Origin of the sequence: Aureimonas pseudogalii, from assembly GCF_014196835.1 — a bacterium.
Classification (GTDB): Bacteria; Pseudomonadota; Alphaproteobacteria; order Rhizobiales; family Rhizobiaceae; genus Aureimonas; species Aureimonas pseudogalii.
Genome location: NZ_JACIEK010000001.1, coordinates 869837 through 884159, shown reverse-complemented (window position 1 = coordinate 884159; position 14323 = coordinate 869837). Strand labels below are relative to the sequence as shown.

The window sequence follows — 14323 nt, the reverse complement described above, 5'->3', positions numbered from 1 at the left end:
TTTGAAGTTGCAAGCCTCGTCGCCGAGATGGGAAAATCCTTCCCACCTGTTGGGCTCTCCTTTCGACGATGCGTCCGCGACGCTGACCGCGACCCGCTGCTCTTCGACGTAAGTTTTCGGCCGGTCGTTCGTTAGGTCAGAGTTGCGGCCTAATGTGTTGTGTTGCAGGCGAACGAGGTGTTCTTCGATATGCCGGTGATGCGACCCGGTATGCTCGGTAAGTTCGTAAGAGAGCGCACGCTGCCCGCTCGTCCGCATGACGCCGACCGGTCGCCATCCGTGCAGCCGTGTCCCATGAAGGACCTGAGCGTCGCCCAAGGCAAAGCGCACGCGCCAGAGCCTGGAGGGTTGCAGGGGCGGGCGGGTGCTCCATCTCCTGTGACCCAAAGTTCTCACGATGAAAGTTTCTCCATGCGCGCCTTTGCTCCCGCCCTCGTGGCTCTGATGTTGCTGGCCGGTTGCAGCGACGAGCCGGGGACGCCGGCGGCGGTCCAGTCGACCGCGACCCCTGCGACGTCGACGCAGCAGCAGGCGCGCGAGGCCGGCGCGGCGCTTCAGGATGCGGGCCGCGAAGTCGGGGAGGCCGCGAGCTCGGCCGCCGGCGACGTGCGCGATGCCGCAGCACCCGCCGTGGCCCGCGCCAAGGAGGCCGGGGCCGAGGCGCTGGACGCCACCCGCAACGGCCTGAACGATTTCGCGAAGGGCGCGGCCTGCCAGACCGCGCGCGGCGCGAACGACGCCGCCGGCATCGCCGCCAACTGTTGATCGACAGCATGGTCGGTGGTGCCGCGACGACGGGATCCGACTTGGTCTACATGGTGGGATGGCCGTCGGCGTGTGCGGTCGGCGGCGGGAGGACATCCGCTGCCGAGACCCGCAATGGCGTTCGCCCGGCCGTCGGCGAGTTTCGCGAGATCGTCGGCCGTGCCGGTATCGGCGCCGATCCGCCACCGTCGAGGGCGTGCCCTTCGGCGATGGCGTGGGTTGCGCACGGCGCTGGACGGCGAACTCTGCAAGCGGGCCGAGAGGCCGGCCTGCGTCGGATGCCATCGATCCGTACCTTTCCCCCGGCGGCTACTGGCGAAGGGCCACGGCGCTGGTGACCGGAAGGAGGCGGGTGCCGGCCGCGTCCTCGCGGCGCAGGATGTCCTCGGCCCATTCGATGCACTGGGCGGCGACCGGCGAGAGGGTGGCGAGTTCGCTGCGGATGAGCCGGAGGTAGGCGACCCATTCCACGTGGTCGAGGGAGCTTGGCGCCATCAGGGGCTCGTGGTCGTCGATCATGCGGCCTCGCGTGCGTGATGGGGGTGGTGGATGCGGCCCGAGACGAGGATTGGCGGGGGGATCAGCGTCAGCGACGGGCGGGGCAGGGGGGCGGGCACCGGCGAGTGGATTTCGAGATCCATGTTCCGGGCGAATTCCAGCGCCAGAAGCTGCAGCTCGAGCATCGCCACCTGGATGCCGATGCAGGCGCGCGGCCCCGCGCCGAACGGCAGGTAGGTCTTGCCGCCGTAGTCGCGGCCCAGCCGGAATTCTGTCGGATCGCTCCAGAATCGCGCGTCGCGCTGCATCTGCCAGGGGCTGATGATCAGCGAGGTGCCGCGCTTCAGCGGCTGCCCGGCGATCTCGTGGTCCTGCTTCAGTTCGCGCGCGAACCAGTAACTCGAGGGATAGAGGCGCAGCACCTCCTTCACCACGTTGAGGCTGACGGCGCATCGCGTGAGGCGACGGGCGTCGAGCGTCCCGTCGGGGCCGCAGGCCTGCAGCGCCTCCTGGCGCACGGCGTTGGCGAGCACCGGATCCTTGGCGAGGTAGTAGAGGATCCAGGCGCCGGCGGTGCCGGTGGTGTGGTGGCCCGCCAGCATCAGCATCAGGATCTCGTCGCGCAGATCCGTGTCGGAGAGGCCGAGCGTTCGCAGGCCGCGCAGGATGCTCTGCTCGCTCGCATTGTCTCGGGCGCGGCGCACCACGAGATCCATCGCCGCCATCGCGAAGCGCAGGTTCCGGCGCTTGGCGAGTTGGCGATGCGGCAGGGCGGGCAGCACGCGGGTGATGCTGTCGGCGAGGTCGTCCTCCACCAGCTTGACGCAGGTGATCAGCGCGGCCTCGTCGCCCGCCGTGAGCACGCCGCCGCCGAACAGCACGGAGCAGATCACCCGCAGCGCCAGCGGCCCCGTGAAGCTGTGGGCGTCGACGACGCCCTCCTCGGGCAGGCGCGACCAGACCTGACGGTAGAGATCGGTGACGACCGGCACGAAATGCTGCGCCAGCCCGTCGCGCAGCTGCTCGTGGATGGCGGCGCGCCGGCGCGTGTTCTCGGGACCGCTGATCGTCAGCGAGCTCATGCCCACCACCGAGCGTAGCTTGTGTACCATCCGGCCCTTGTCGAGAATCGTCTCGTCGGCCTTGAGGATGGGCTTGACGAGGTCGGGATCGGTGACCTGGTAGACCGGGCGCAGGCCGAGATGCAGGCGCTTCAGCGGCTCGCCGTCGCGGCAATCGCGCGAGAGGAGGCTGGTCGCGTCACGCTGAAAGGCGGCGACGTCCGAAAACGGATGTTTCATCAGAGATCTCCATGTCGTCGCAGGTCGCGAGAAGCTTCTGGAAGCGCGGGCCCGACTGAGTCGCCATCGGGATTTCGCCCGCCATCACCTCGATCGGCCGCCCGAAGGCGTCGAGGTCCACCGTCTGCGGCGGGCCGTAGCGCAGCGTGCGCACGCCCAAGGCTCGCAGGAAGCGCTCGTAGGTGGGGTCGCAGAGCGCCACGAGCGCGCGAACTTGGCGCCGGCGCGCATACCAGAACATCAGCGCGTAGAGGCGAACGGCGTCCTCGTGGCCGGCGGTGTCCCGGTCGACCCCGAAGCGCGAGATCTCGACGCAGTCGGCGTCGCGCGGATAGGGGCGGTCGGTGGCCAGACCCGGAAAGACGGAGTCGGCGAGATAGGGCTCGCTTGTCGAGCGGACCCGGAAGCTGCCGACGAGAGCGCCCCGCCGCGCGAGCGTGGCATGGACGGTGTCGGGCAGGTCGAACTGGTCGCTCTCGCGCCCGTCGACCGTGCGCAGATCCCAGCCGCGCTGATCGACGAAGATGGTCTTGCGCAGTCGCGCCACCGCGTCGAAGCGCGCGGGATCGCTCGATGGACGGAAGAAAACACCCGAATAGGTTGGCACGTCGCTTCACCGTGGGTTGCAGGAATGCTAGTGCAACCAGGGTTAAGGCGTGGGGCGTGGTCGACGTATCCCATGAAAGTGGGACTTTGGATGAAGACCGACGATCTGATCACCAGCATCGAGAGCGCCGACAGCCTCGACCAGCTCACGCAGATCATGCATGCCGAAGTGCAGCGGAACGGTTTCCACTCCTTCGGCTTCATGCACACGCGCTCGGGGCCCAAGCCCGAGACCTTCTACGTCACCACGACGACCGACGGGTGGGTCCAGGATTACATCGCCAACGACTTCGTGGCGGGCGACCCCTGCGCGGCCTTCGCGCGGCGAACCAACCAGCCGTTCACCTGGAGCTCGACGCCCCTGCCGAAGGGGCCCGGCGTGCGCAAGCCACTCGCCCGCAAGATCATGGACGCGGCGGCCGACCATTCGTTCCGCGACGGGCTGGTGGTGCCCTGCCACTACACCGACGCGCTCGGGCGACACTATTCGAGCTCGGCCGTGGCCTATTGGACCGACGATGTCGGGCTGTTCAGGCGCGTGATCAAGAAGCGCGAGTACCAGCTCCAGTTTCAGCTGATCATGATCTACTGGGCGACGCGGGCGATGAACCTGGTGGCGCGGGACCAGCTGAAGCCGCGCGAACTGCTGGACGGCGAGGGCCAGTCGCTCGAGGCGGCATCCTTGACTGACCGCGAGCGCGAGAGCCTGATCTGGGCCGCCTACGGCAAGACGGTGATCGAGACCGCCATGATCCTCGGGATCTCGCGCGAGACGGTGGTCTCCCACCTCTCCAACGCGCAGCGCAAGCTGAACTGCTCGAACAAGACCCACACGGTCGCGACCGCGCTGATGCTGAAGCTCATCGCCTTCTGACGGCTCGTGGCCAGCCTGTCCGACCGGCAGCCGGCCACGCATGAGCGGGGGAACGGCGAGGGCCCTGCCGCATTATCGCCGCGCCGAACAGTGAAAGGGGCGAGCATGTCCAATCTTGACACCGGGCCCTACGAGGAGGGCCAGATCGCAGCCTCCGAGGGCGAGCGCATCTCCGCCAACCCCTACGAGAAGGGGACCGACGAGTTCGATCTCTGGCGCGAAGGGTTCCGCGCGCACGAGGACACCGACGACGACGAGGATTTCGACGAGTAGGACGTTCCATCCACCGCGGCCGGCTCGGCGATCAACGTCGGGCCGGCCATCGTGCGAGGTGGCTCGTCGCGCCGAACCGCAGCTATCTCAATTGCCCGCCTGCCGGTGAGATTCGGCCTCTTGCCTGGCAGGCCCGGACGAGCCCGCCGACACAGCGGCCGGGCGACCGGCGTGCCGGACAAGCACGAGGCCAACGCGCGGATCCGTCTCCGGCGGGGCGCACCCTCAAACCGGACCCAGCGCCGGCTGAAGCGAACGATCATCCTCCGAGCGGGGTCATTTGAGACGATCGTTTCACGATACACCGTCAAACTAGCGCTGTATCTCTCTACTAATTCTATAGTGATAGTTATCGTTGGGCATCGGCGACCTTCGCCATCTGAGGTGCCCCATGTTCGATCTCTCGCTTCTGATCCAGACCCTGACGCGCTCCGCGCCGCTGCCGCAGGACGCCGCCGAACCCGGCGCGACGCCTGACGCGCGCGATCGGCTGAAGCGGGCGCGCTCCGGCGAACGTCTGTTCAGCGATGCCCTGTCGGGCCTCGGCCAGCCGCTGAACGCCGGCTGAGCGAAGGGCTTTTCCATGCTGCACGATCCCCGCCGTTTCACACCTGCCCCGGTCGCCCTCAAGTCCGCCATGCGCCGCATGGCCGGCGCCGTGTCGGTCGTCACCGCCGGCACGGGCCTCCACCGCACCGGCGCGACGGTCACCTCGGCCCAGTCGCTGTCCGTCGATCCCGAGACGATGCTGATCAGCATCAACCGCTCGTCCTCGAGCTGGCCGGTGATCCGTGATCACGGCGCCTTCTGCGTCAATCTTCTCGCGGCCTCTCAGCTCGCGGTCGCCGACCGGTTCGCCGGGCGGGGCGGCGAGAAGGGAGAGGCGCGCTACGAGGGCGCCGAGTGGGTGCAACTGGCGACCGGCGCGGGCGCCCTCGTCGGCGCGCTCGCCTCGATCGACTGCGAGATCGAGCACGTCGTGGAGCGCCACAGCCATGCGCTGATCTTCGGCGCGGTGCGCGCGGTCGTGCTCGGGGCCCCCGGCCCGGCGCTCGTCTATGCGGAGGGACGCTACGGCGCCCTCGATCTCGGTGCGCCGCTCCCGGCCTGACGGCTCGCTCTCACTCTGGCGTTTTCGAATTCACCGCCGCCAACACCGCCCGATCGGGCGGACCGGCGAAGCCATGAGGATGTTTCCATGTCGATCCGCTCCCGTCTCGCCGCCTCCGCCGGCGCGCTCGCCGTCATCCTTTCGCTCTCCGGCGTCGCGGACGCCGAGGCGCTGAAGGAGTTCAACGTCGGCTTCCAGAAGAACGGCGTCCTCGTCGTCGCCCGCAAACAGCAACTGATCGAGAAGGCGCTGGCCGACGAGGGCATCAAGGTCAACTGGATCGAGTTCCAGGCCGGGCCGCCGCTGCTGGAAGCGTTGAACGTCGGCTCGATCGATTTCGGCACCACCGGCGACTCGCCGCCGATCTTCGCGCAGGCCGCCGGTGCCGACCTCCTCTACGTCGCGGCGCTGCCCGCCAAGGGCAACAATTCGGCGATCCTCGTGCCCAAGGACAGCGAGATCCGCACGCTCGCCGACCTCAAGGGCCATAAGCTCGCCTTCACCAAGGGCTCCAGCGCCCACAACGTCGCCATCGCCGCGCTGGAAAAGGCCGGCCTGACCTATGGCGACATCGAGCCGGTCTACCTCAGCCCCGCCGACGGGGGCGCGGCCTTCTCCTCCGGCTCGGTGGACGCCTGGAGCATCTGGGACCCCTTCTATGCGGCGGCCGAACTGAACTACGGCGCCCGCGTCCTGGCCTCCGGCCCCGAGATCCTCGGGCAGACCAACTCGTTCTTCCTCGCCAACGGCACCTTCACCAAGGCCCATCCCGAGATCGTCGCCCAGGCGATCGACGCTTTGGGCGAGGCGGGCGAATGGGCCAATGCCAACAAGGGCAAGGTCGCCGAGGCGCTGTCGCAGGCCACCGGCGTGCCCGTCGAGACGCAGACGCTGACGGCCGAGCGCGGCGAGTTCACGGTGACGCCCGTGACGCCCGAGATCGTGGCGACCCAGCAGCAGGTGGCCGACCGCTTCGCCAAGCTGAACCTCATCCCCGAGCCGATCAAGGTGAGCGACATCGTCTGGTCGCGGCCCGGCAGCTGACACGTTCGGCAGCGCCTACCCCGCTCCCGGCGACTTCCCACGGAGACACGCGATGAACACCCATGCCTTCATCCAGGATCGCCCGCTCGATCTCTTCTGGTTCCTGCCCACCGCCGGCGACGGGCGCTACCTGGGCTCCGACGTCGGCAACCGGGCGCCGGACAACGCCTATCTGCGCGAGATCGCGGTGGCGGCCGACCGGCTCGGCTATCGCGGCGTGCTGCTGCCGACCGGGCAGTTCTGCGAGGACTCGTGGATCACCGCCGCCTCGATCGCGCCCTTCACCGAGCAGCTGAAGTTCCTCGTCGCCATCCGGCCGGGCGTCGCGACGCCCGCCCACTACGCCCGGCAGGCCGCGGCGCTCGACCGGCTGACGAACGGTCGCTTGCTCCTCAACGTCGTGGTCGGCGGCAACCCGAGGGAACTCGCCGGCGACGGCATCCATCTCGCCCATGACGAACGCTACGAGCAGGCCGACGAGTTCCTCACAGTCTGGCGCGCGCTGATGGCGGGCGAGGAAGTCGATTTCGAGGGTCGCCACCTCAACGCCAAGGGTGGGCGCACGCTCTTTCCCCCCGTGCAGACGCCCCATCCGCCGCTCTATTTCGGCGGCTCCTCGGACGCCGCGATCGACGTCGCGGCGGATCACGTCGAGATGTATCTCACCTGGGGCGAGCCGCCGGCGGCGGTGGCCGAGAAGATCGCGCGGGTGCGCGCGGCGGCGGCCGAGCGCGGTCGGCGCCTGCGCTTCGGTATCCGGCTGCACCTCATCGTGCGCGAGACCGAGCGGGAGGCCTGGGCCGAGGCCGACCGGCTGATCTCGCATCTCTCCGACGAGACGATCGCCAACGCGCAGACGGCGCTTCGCGACAACAGCGACAGCGTCGGGCAAGCCCGCATGGCCGCGCTCCACGGCGGGCGCCGCGATGCGCTCGAGGTCTCGCCCAATCTCTGGGCCGGCATCGGCCTGGTGCGCCAGGGCGCGGGCACCGCGCTCGTCGGCGATCCCGCCACCGTCGCCGCGCGCATCCGCGAATATCAGGCGCTTGGCATCGATACGGTGATTGCCTCGGGCTATCCGCATCTGGAGGAATCCTACCGCGTCGCCGAGCTGCTCTTCCCCGAACTCGGCCTCACCGTCGGCCATTACGGGCGCGAGAGCCGCGTGCCCGCGGGGCTGCAGACCGCCATCGGCCAGCGCTCCGGCCTCGGCGCCGCGCGCGCCACCTGAAGGGATCGGCCATGACCCGGCAACGCCTCGGGGAGCGCCTCGCTCCCTTCCTCCTGCCGCTGCTGCTGCTCGCCGTCTGGCAGGCGGCGACCGCCGGCGGCTTCGTCGCCCGCAACGTCCTGCCCTCGCCGGTGGCGGTGGCCGCGGCCTTCGCCAAGCTCGCCGGCAACGGGCAGCTGGCCGAGCACCTCTCCGTCAGCGTCGGCCGGGCGCTCTCGGGCTTTGCCGTCGGCGGGCTCGTCGGCTTCGCGCTCGGCCTCGCCAACGGTCTGTCGCGCCGCTCCGAGACGGTGCTCGACACCAGCGTGCAGATGATCCGCAACATCCCGCATCTGGCGCTGATCCCGCTGGTGATCGTCTGGTTCGGCATCGGCGAGGAGGCCAAGCTGTTCCTCGTGGCCCTCGGCGTGTTCTTCCCGGTCTACGTCAACACGTTCCACGGCATCCGCTCGGTGGACCCGCAGCTCGTCGAGATGGCGAGGGTCTACGGCGTCTCGCGGCTCGAACTCTTCGCCCGCGTGGTGTTTCCGGGCGCGCTGCCCTCGATTCTCGTCGGCGTGCGCTACGCGCTCGGCATCATGTGGCTGACGCTGATCGTCGCCGAGACGATCTCGGCCTCCTCGGGCCTCGGCTACATGGCGATGCAGGCGCGCGAGTTCATGCAGCTCGACGTCGTGATCCTCGCCATTCTCATCTACGCGCTGCTCGGCAAGCTCGCCGACAGCCTGGTGCGGATCCTCGAGCGCGCCGCGCTCTCCTGGCATCCCGGCTATCGCCGCTAGCGCCCGAACCCCTTTGGAAAGGCCGACCGCCATGAACACGGCACTGTTTCCCCAGCCCCAGGCGGTCGCGCGCGCCCGCAGCCCTTTCGCGTCTCCCGTGCGCACCGATGCGCCGGCGGCGACGCCGGCCGAGGCCGCGCGGCCGGCCGGGGCGGAGATCGAGCTTCGCGGCGTCGCCAAGCGCTACGGCGACAAGACCGTGCTGTCGAACATCGATCTGAACGTGCGCCCCGGCGAGTTCGTGGCGATCGTCGGTCGCTCGGGCTGCGGCAAGTCCACGCTGCTGCGCCTCCTCCTCGGGCTCGAGACGCCCGATGCCGGCGACATCCGCATCGGCGGCGAGGCCCGCCGCGCCGGGGTGTCGGCCCGCTTCGTCTTCCAGGAGCCCCGGCTCCTGCCCTGGCAGCGGGTTCTCGCCAATGTCGCGCTCGGCGCCGACCGGCGCTTGGCGCTCACCGAGCGGCGCCGGCTCGCGGCCGAGGCGCTCGCCGAAGTCGGTCTCTCCGAGCGGGGCGGCGACTGGCCTTCGGTGCTCTCGGGCGGCCAGCGCCAGCGCGTGGCGCTCGCCCGCGCGCTCGTCAGCCATCCGCGGGTGATGGCGCTCGACGAGCCGCTCGGCGCCCTCGACGCGCTGACCCGCATCGAGATGCAGGGCCTTCTGGAGCGGGTCTGGCGCGAGCAGGGCTTCACCGCCGTGCTCGTCACCCACGACGTTTCGGAGGCGGTGGCGCTCGCCGACCGCATCGTGCTGGTCGAGGGCGGCGAGATCACGCTCGACGAACGCGTCGACCTGCCGCGCCCGCGCCGCCGCGGCTCGGCCGCCGCCGCGGCGATCGAGGGGCGCATCCTGGCGCGGCTTCTCGGCCAGCCGGGCGCACGCTGACCGAGACAGGGGCGCCGAGCCTCGCGCGACGACCGGACGAGGGCGGAGCGGGACGCGCCGTGTAATCCGCGGCGCCGTGACATGCCCCCCACGGCGCACCGAACGACCATCGCGGCCGTCTTCGAAGGGGCAGTTTGCGGCCGCGATGCTCTCCATTATCCCGTGGATTGACCGCGCCGGCCGATCGACGCTGCGGAGGTCGGGACAGAGGCGTGAGGGCGGACGAACCGATCCATTCCTCGTTCGCAACATGCCTCTGACGGGCTCCGCGAGCGCCATCGCCTCCGGTCCCGAAGATCGATCTCTCGACGCGGGAGGCCGGCACGAACGCGCATTTCGCCTTCGGGGAGCTGCAGAAGGCGATCACGAAGCCTGGAGACGGGCTGACGAGACAGACGGCCAGGGCCATAGTCCTGCTCATGACGGATGGAACCGGGGACACCCAGATGGAGGACCCGGCACAGGACGGAATCGTCCGGGATACGAAGCTCGTCCCGTTTTGGCCGACTGCGGAGGACTGCTGCGGCCGGACCCCGTCCTTCGATCCAAGTCTGCGTCGGTTCTTCGACGACGAGGGCGTTCGCATTATCGCTCCCAACACCCAGTATCTGATCCCGAAGGACGAGAACCCGACGTCCGAGGCCATTGGGCACAAGCTTTATCGTCGCCGGCAACGCGGCGGCCGGCGATTGTGCGGCACGCCTCGCCGATCTTGATCCGACGCACCCGGCGCTGACGGTCCATCGCGGCGTCGCGGCGCATCGGCGGGCGAACGGTGAAGAGCGAAGACCTGCCACCCGGCCGTTCAAATCCCACCGACCCGCCGATTTCCGCCGAAAACTCGCATCGATTTTTTACGCCGGCCTGCGGCACTCCTGGGGTGATCCCCAAGGAGGGCACCGCCATGTTCGATTTTTTCTACCTGGCCACGGGGCTGGGCTTCTTCGTCTTGATGGGCGCCTATGCGCGCTGGGCCGGACAGGCCTGACGATGTTCGATCTCGTCCTCGGCGGCGCCGTCGCGCTCGCCCTCGCCGGCTATCTCGTATTCGCCCTCGTGCGGCCCGAGCGGTTCTGACCCCTTCCGACTATTGAAAGGCACGTGCCATGACGGTCATGGGCTGGCTGCAGATTCTCGTCATCCTCGCGGCGGTGCTGGCCGTCGCGATCCCGCTCGGCGCCTTCATCGGGCGCGTCTTCGCAAACGAGCGCACATTCCTCACGCCGATCCTCGGCCCCGTCGAGCGCGGGTTCTACCGCCTGGCCGGCATCGATCCCGCCCGCGAGCAGAGCTGGCTCGGCTATACGCTGGGCATGCTCGCCTTCAACGCCGGCGGCTTTCTGCTGCTCTACGCGTTGCTGCGCGGGCAGGGCGTGCTGCCATTGAACCCGCAAGGCTTCGCCGGCCTGTCGCCGCATCTGGCCTTCAACACCGCCGTCTCCTTCGTCACCAACACGAACTGGCAGAGCTACGGCGGCGAGACGACGATGAGCCATCTCAGCCAGATGGCCGGCCTCACCGTGCAGAACTTCCTCTCGGCGGCCACCGGCATGGCGCTCGCGGTGGCGCTCGTGCGAGCCTTCGCGCGGTCCGGGCAGAAGACGGTCGGCAACTTCTTCGCCGACATGACCCGTGCGACGCTCTACGTGCTGCTGCCGCTCGCGATCGTCACGGGCCTCTGGCAGGTGTCGATGGGCACGCCGCAGACGCTGGAAGCCGCCGCCACGCTCACCACGCTGGAGGGAAGCGAGCAGACGCTGGCGCTCGGGCCCGTCGCCTCGCAGCTCGCGATCAAGCAGCTCGGCACCAATGGCGGCGGCTTCTACAACGCCAACTCGGCACACCCCTACGAGAACCCGTCGCCGCTCTCCAACGCGCTGACGATCTGGCAGATGCTGGTGGTCTCCACCGCCATGGTCTTCGCCTTCGGCCGCATCGTCGGCGACCGCCGCCAGGGCGCCGCGATTCTCTCGGTCATGGGGCTGCTGCTCGTCACCGGCATCGCCGTCGCCTACTGGGCGGAGGCGGCGGGCACGCCCATCCTCGCGGCCGCCGGCCTCGATCCCGCGGGCGGCAACATGGAGGGCAAGGAGGTGCGCTTCGGCCTGGCGGCCTCCGCGATGTTCGCCGCCGTCACGACGGGTCTCTCGGACGGCGCCGTCAACGCCATGCACGGCTCCTTCACGCCCATCGGCGGCATGGTGCCGATGGTGCTCATCATGCTCGGCGAGATCCTGCCGGGCGGTGTCGGCTCCGGCCTCTACGGCATCCTGGTGATCGCGATCGTCTCGGTCTTTGTGGCCGGGCTGATGGTCGGGCGCACGCCGGAATATCTCGGCAAGAAGATCGAGGCCAAGGAGATGAAGATGGCGATCCTCGCGATCCTTGTGCTGCCCGCCGCGATCCTCGGCTTCTCGTCGGTTGCCGCGGTGCTGCCGGCGGCGCTGGCCGGGCTCGGCAATGCCGGACCGCACGGGCTCTCCGAAATCTACTACGCCTACACCTCGGCGGCCGGCAACAACGGTTCGGCCTTCGGCGGCCTCTCGGCCAATTCGCCCTGGTGGAACACGACGCTCGGCCTCGCCATGCTCATCGGCCGCTTCGCCTACATCGTGCCGATGATGGCCATCGCCGGCTCGCTCGTGGAGAAGACCCGGCTCGCCCCCTCGGCCGGCACGTTCCCGACGCACGGACCCCTCTTCGTCGGGCTGCTGGCGGGCATCATCCTCATCCTCGGCGGGCTGCAGTTCTTTCCCGCGCTCGCTCTCGGGCCGATCGCCGAACAGGTGCAGATGCTCGCCGGCCAGACCTTCTGACGCCTCAAGCCGGCCCCGCTCCTTCCGTCCTCCGTCGGCTCCTCCGAGCCCGATCCTCAGGGAACCCGTTCCATGGCTTCCAAAGCCGCCGCATCCACCTTCCGGCCCGATCTCGTCGGGCGCGCCGCGCTCGACGCCGTCCGCAAGCTCGACCCGCGCGCCCTCGCGCGCAACCCCGTGATCTTCGTCACCGAGGCGGTGGCGGCGGTCGTCACGGTGCTCTTCCTGCGCGATCTCGTGGCGGGAAACCCGCTTCTCTTCACCGGCCAGATCACCGCCTGGCTCTGGTTCACGGTGCTCTTCGCCAATTTCGCCGAGGCGATCGCGGAGGGGCGGGGGCGCGCGCAGGCCGATAGTCTGCGCAAGGCGCGCACCGACACGCCGGCCCGGCGCCTCGCCAACCCTCGGGATCGCACCGCGACCGTGAGCGTCTCGGCGCTCGATCTGAAGCTCGGCGACCACGTTCTCGTGGAGACCGGCGACGTGATCCCCGGCGACGGCGAGATCGTCGAGGGCATCGCCTCGGTGAACGAGGCCGCGATCACCGGCGAGTCCGCGCCCGTGATCCGCGAGGCCGGCGGCGACCGCTCCGCCGTCACCGGCGGCACCACGGTCGTGTCCGACTGGCTGGTGGTGCGCATCACCGCCGCGCCCGGCTCGTCCTTCCTCGATCGCATGATCGCGCTGGTGGAGGGCGCCGAGCGGCAGAAGACGCCGAACGAGCTGGCGCTGACGATCCTCCTCGTCGGCATGACGCTGATCTTCCTCGTCGCCGTGGTCACACTCACGGGCTTCTCGCGCTATGCCAGCGCGGCCGTCTCCGTGCCGATCCTCGTGGCGCTTCTCGTGACGCTCATTCCCACCACGATCGGCGGACTCCTTTCGGCCATCGGCATCGCCGGCATGGACCGCCTCATCCGCCACAACGTGCTGGCCATGTCGGGCCGCGCGGTGGAGGCGGCGGGCGATGTCGACACGCTGCTTCTCGACAAGACGGGCACCATCACCTTCGGCAACCGCATGGCGGCCGAGTTCGTGCCCGTGGAGGGCGTCGGCGACGCCGAGGCGGCACGAACCGCGGCCGAGGCGAGTCTTGCCGACGAGACGGCCGAAGGCCGCTCGATTCTCGTGCTGGCGCGCGAGCGGCATGGCGTCTCGCTGCCCGACGCCGCGCCCGCGGACGCCGTCTTCATTCCCTTCTCGGCCGCCACCCGCCTGTCGGGCGTCGACCGGGGCGACCGGCACGTGCGCAAGGGCGCGGTCGATGCCGTCCGCCGCTTCGTGCGCGAGAGCGCGGGTCGCGAGGTGCCCGAGCCCGCAGCCTTCACCGCCGCGGTGGAGCGCATCGCGAAGTCCGGCGGCACGCCGCTGGGCCTCGCCGAGAACGGCCGCTTCATCGGCGTCGTCCACCTGAAGGACGTCGTGAAGCCCGACATCAAGGAGCGCTTCGCCGAACTGCGCCGCATGGGCATCCGCACGGTCATGGTCACCGGCGACAATCCCGTCACCGCCGCCGCCATCGCCTCGGAGGCGGGCGTCGACGACTTCATCGCCGAGGCCACCCCGCAGGACAAGCTGAACTACATCCGCAACGAGCAGCGCCAGGGCCGGCTCGTGGCGATGTGCGGCGACGGCACCAACGACGCCCCGGCGCTCGCGCAGGCCGATGTCGGCGTCGCCATGCAGACGGGCACGCAGGCCGCCCGCGAGGCCGGAAACATGGTGGATCTCGACTCGGATCCGACCAAGCTCATCGAGATCGTCGGCATCGGCAAGCAGCTCCTGATGACGCGCGGCTCCCTCACCACCTTCTCGATCGCCAACGACGTCGCGAAGTATTTCGCGATCATCCCGGCGCTGTTCGTCGCCGCCATCCCGCAGCTCGCAATCCTCAACGTCATGGGGCTGGCGTCGCCCGAGAGCGCCATTCTCTCGGCGGTCATCTTCAACGCCCTCGTCATCGTGGCGCTGATCCCGCTGGCGTTGCGCGGCGTGCCCTACCGGGCACTGGACGCCGCCACCGTGCTGCGGCGCAACCTCCTCGTCTACGGCCTCGGCGGCATCCTCGTGCCCTTCGCCGGCATCAAGCTCATCGACCTCGCGGTCTCCGCGCTGGCTCTCGCCTGAAAGGACCCATCC

At 69.5% G+C, this 14323-nt stretch carries 16 protein-coding genes; 13 read left to right on the top strand and 3 right to left on the bottom strand.

Annotation, left to right across the window (positions count from 1 at the left end; all coding sequences use genetic code 11):
* Positions 1 to 411: 411 nt before the first annotated feature.
* Positions 412 to 765 carry a hypothetical protein gene (locus tag GGR04_RS04070; RefSeq protein ID WP_183198096.1) on the top strand — a complete coding sequence of 118 codons (354 nt, stop codon included), beginning with the start codon at positions 412 to 414 and terminating at the stop codon, positions 763 to 765.
* A gap of 309 nt (positions 766 to 1074) precedes the next feature.
* Here GGR04_RS04070 and GGR04_RS04065 read toward each other — a convergent pair whose 3' ends face one another.
* From GGR04_RS04065 to GGR04_RS04055, 3 genes are read right to left on the bottom strand one after another with little or no spacing between them, the layout of a single operon-like run.
* Positions 1075 to 1284, bottom strand: a complete 210-nt coding sequence (locus GGR04_RS04065) for a hypothetical protein (RefSeq protein WP_183198094.1) — start codon at positions 1282 to 1284, stop codon at positions 1075 to 1077.
* On the bottom strand, positions 1281 to 2564 hold the full coding sequence (locus GGR04_RS04060; protein ID WP_183198092.1) for a cytochrome P450: 1284 nt from the start codon (positions 2562 to 2564) through the stop codon (positions 1281 to 1283). Before GGR04_RS04060 ends, GGR04_RS04065 begins: the two co-directional genes overlap by 4 nt.
* Positions 2524 to 3171: an acyl-homoserine-lactone synthase gene (locus tag GGR04_RS04055; RefSeq protein WP_183198091.1), complete on the bottom strand. Its 648-nt coding sequence runs from the start codon at positions 3169 to 3171 to the stop codon at positions 2524 to 2526. Before GGR04_RS04055 ends, GGR04_RS04060 begins: the two co-directional genes overlap by 41 nt.
* A 90-nt stretch (positions 3172 to 3261) precedes the next feature.
* On the opposite strand from GGR04_RS04055, the gene GGR04_RS04050 reads away from it, so the two are divergent.
* The 12 genes from GGR04_RS04050 to kdpB all read left to right on the top strand — a co-directional run bounded on the left by GGR04_RS04050 (position 3262) and on the right by kdpB (position 14311).
* A complete protein-coding gene (locus GGR04_RS04050; protein ID WP_183198089.1) occupies positions 3262 to 4044 on the top strand; it encodes a helix-turn-helix transcriptional regulator in 783 nt (260 codons plus the stop codon).
* 105 nt (positions 4045 to 4149) lie between these two features.
* Positions 4150 to 4317, top strand: coding sequence for a hypothetical protein (locus GGR04_RS04045; RefSeq protein WP_183198087.1), 168 nt, complete (start codon positions 4150 to 4152; stop codon positions 4315 to 4317).
* A 391-nt stretch (positions 4318 to 4708) separates the two neighbouring features.
* Positions 4709 to 4885 carry a hypothetical protein gene (locus GGR04_RS04040; protein ID WP_183198085.1) on the top strand — a complete coding sequence of 59 codons (177 nt, stop codon included), beginning with the start codon at positions 4709 to 4711 and terminating at the stop codon, positions 4883 to 4885.
* Between the two features lie 15 nt (positions 4886 to 4900).
* Positions 4901 to 5428: a flavin reductase family protein gene (locus tag GGR04_RS04035; protein WP_183198083.1), complete on the top strand. Its 528-nt coding sequence runs from the start codon at positions 4901 to 4903 to the stop codon at positions 5426 to 5428.
* An 87-nt stretch (positions 5429 to 5515) separates the two neighbouring features.
* Positions 5516 to 6472 (top strand): sulfonate ABC transporter substrate-binding protein, encoded by a 957-nt coding sequence (locus GGR04_RS04030; RefSeq protein ID WP_183198081.1) that lies wholly within the window; start codon positions 5516 to 5518, stop codon positions 6470 to 6472.
* Positions 6473 to 6524: 52 nt separating this feature from the next.
* A complete protein-coding gene (gene ssuD, locus GGR04_RS04025; RefSeq protein WP_183198079.1) occupies positions 6525 to 7703 on the top strand; it encodes an FMNH2-dependent alkanesulfonate monooxygenase in 1179 nt (392 codons plus the stop codon).
* An 11-nt stretch (positions 7704 to 7714) separates the two neighbouring features.
* A complete protein-coding gene (ssuC, locus tag GGR04_RS04020; RefSeq protein WP_183198077.1) occupies positions 7715 to 8485 on the top strand; it encodes an aliphatic sulfonate ABC transporter permease SsuC in 771 nt (256 codons plus the stop codon).
* 31 nt (positions 8486 to 8516) lie between these two features.
* Positions 8517 to 9368, top strand: a complete 852-nt coding sequence (locus GGR04_RS04015) for an ATP-binding cassette domain-containing protein (protein WP_183198075.1) — start codon at positions 8517 to 8519, stop codon at positions 9366 to 9368.
* Positions 9369 to 10143: 775 nt separating this feature from the next.
* Positions 10144 to 10356 carry a hypothetical protein gene (locus tag GGR04_RS23840; protein ID WP_183199050.1) on the top strand — a complete coding sequence of 71 codons (213 nt, stop codon included), beginning with the start codon at positions 10144 to 10146 and terminating at the stop codon, positions 10354 to 10356.
* Positions 10357 to 10358: 2 nt separating this feature from the next.
* Positions 10359 to 10445: a K(+)-transporting ATPase subunit F gene (gene kdpF, locus GGR04_RS24525; RefSeq protein ID WP_062205557.1), complete on the top strand. Its 87-nt coding sequence runs from the start codon at positions 10359 to 10361 to the stop codon at positions 10443 to 10445.
* 29 nt (positions 10446 to 10474) lie between these two features.
* On the top strand, positions 10475 to 12184 hold the full coding sequence (gene kdpA / locus GGR04_RS04000; RefSeq protein ID WP_183198073.1) for a potassium-transporting ATPase subunit KdpA: 1710 nt from the start codon (positions 10475 to 10477) through the stop codon (positions 12182 to 12184).
* A gap of 72 nt (positions 12185 to 12256) precedes the next feature.
* Complete coding sequence (gene kdpB, locus GGR04_RS03995) at positions 12257 to 14311, top strand: potassium-transporting ATPase subunit KdpB (protein WP_183198071.1); 2055 nt, start codon at positions 12257 to 12259, stop codon at positions 14309 to 14311.
* The last annotated feature ends 12 nt before the right edge of the window (positions 14312 to 14323 follow it).

What these genes read in the sequence shown, in the direction of transcription:
- GGR04_RS04070 (WP_183198096.1), top strand. Translation starts at nt 412, where the DNA reads ATGCGCGCCTTTGCTCCCGCCCTCGTGGCTCTGATGTTGCTGGCCGGT.
- GGR04_RS04065 (WP_183198094.1), bottom strand. Translation starts at nt 1,284, where the DNA reads ATGATCGACGACCACGAGCCCCTGATGGCGCCAAGCTCCCTCGACCAC.
- GGR04_RS04060 (WP_183198092.1), bottom strand. Translation starts at nt 2,564, where the DNA reads ATGAAACATCCGTTTTCGGACGTCGCCGCCTTTCAGCGTGACGCGACC.
- GGR04_RS04050 (WP_183198089.1), top strand. Translation starts at nt 3,262, where the DNA reads ATGAAGACCGACGATCTGATCACCAGCATCGAGAGCGCCGACAGCCTC.
- GGR04_RS04045 (WP_183198087.1), top strand. Translation starts at nt 4,150, where the DNA reads ATGTCCAATCTTGACACCGGGCCCTACGAGGAGGGCCAGATCGCAGCC.
- GGR04_RS04040 (WP_183198085.1), top strand. Translation starts at nt 4,709, where the DNA reads ATGTTCGATCTCTCGCTTCTGATCCAGACCCTGACGCGCTCCGCGCCG.
- GGR04_RS04035 (WP_183198083.1), top strand. Translation starts at nt 4,901, where the DNA reads ATGCTGCACGATCCCCGCCGTTTCACACCTGCCCCGGTCGCCCTCAAG.
- GGR04_RS04030 (WP_183198081.1), top strand. Translation starts at nt 5,516, where the DNA reads ATGTCGATCCGCTCCCGTCTCGCCGCCTCCGCCGGCGCGCTCGCCGTC.
- ssuD (WP_183198079.1), top strand. Translation starts at nt 6,525, where the DNA reads ATGAACACCCATGCCTTCATCCAGGATCGCCCGCTCGATCTCTTCTGG.
- ssuC (WP_183198077.1), top strand. Translation starts at nt 7,715, where the DNA reads ATGACCCGGCAACGCCTCGGGGAGCGCCTCGCTCCCTTCCTCCTGCCG.
- GGR04_RS04015 (WP_183198075.1), top strand. Translation starts at nt 8,517, where the DNA reads ATGAACACGGCACTGTTTCCCCAGCCCCAGGCGGTCGCGCGCGCCCGC.
- kdpF (WP_062205557.1), top strand. Translation starts at nt 10,359, where the DNA reads ATGTTCGATCTCGTCCTCGGCGGCGCCGTCGCGCTCGCCCTCGCCGGC.
- kdpA (WP_183198073.1), top strand. Translation starts at nt 10,475, where the DNA reads ATGACGGTCATGGGCTGGCTGCAGATTCTCGTCATCCTCGCGGCGGTG.
- kdpB (WP_183198071.1), top strand. Translation starts at nt 12,257, where the DNA reads ATGGCTTCCAAAGCCGCCGCATCCACCTTCCGGCCCGATCTCGTCGGG.